We start from the raw sequence: 637 nt of genomic DNA on the forward strand, positions 1-637 counted from the left end.
GGTCGGGGTGGCCGGCCCGGATGCGATAGCCGTCCCAACGCCACAGCGCGCCATCGCGTGTCACCAGCGTCTGCCCGGCCTGCAGGGCCGGAGCCAGTCTGTCGCCGTCAGCCGTCGACTCCACCAGACCGACCGCCGACAGGGCACGCAGCGCCTCGACCGGTGCTTCGACCAGCGTGCCGAGCGCTATCGCGCCGGAGGGGAGGGGCGCAACATCGCCGGCGCTTCGTGTCCAGTGGCGGGCCGCGCGCGCATCGACCGAAGCCTCCAGCCCCTCCGAGATCGAGGCGGCCAGCGCCACTTCCAGCCCGTCAGGAACCCGCAGGGCATCGGCAATCGGCGCGAACGCATCGTCCTCGCCGTCCGACGACAGGGCCTGCGCCAGTCCCTCTGCTTCGGCCTGCAGGCGCGACTCGTCGGCCTGCACGGCCATCAGGGCATCCTGAGCGGCGGAGAACAGCGCGTCCTGACGTGTCTCGGCGTCGGCCTGCGCGTCGGCCTGCGCGCGGACATCGGCAAAAGCCGCCTCCGCGTCCTGCCGTTGCTCCCGCGCCTGCGCCATCACCGCGTCGGCGATACGTTGCGCCGCCGCGGCGTCCATATCGGCCTGAAGCTTCGCGCGCTGGGCCGCGGCCCG

The 637-nt window shown here is 73.3% G+C and carries 1 pseudogene; it reads right to left on the bottom strand.

Going from position 1 to position 637, the window contains the following annotated elements:
* Window positions 1-637 (bottom strand): annotated as a pseudogene (locus HUK82_RS17050) (AAA family ATPase); the annotation flags it as partial.

This window comes from Ameyamaea chiangmaiensis, from assembly GCF_013376175.1.
Classification (GTDB): domain Bacteria; phylum Pseudomonadota; class Alphaproteobacteria; order Acetobacterales; family Acetobacteraceae; genus Ameyamaea; species Ameyamaea chiangmaiensis.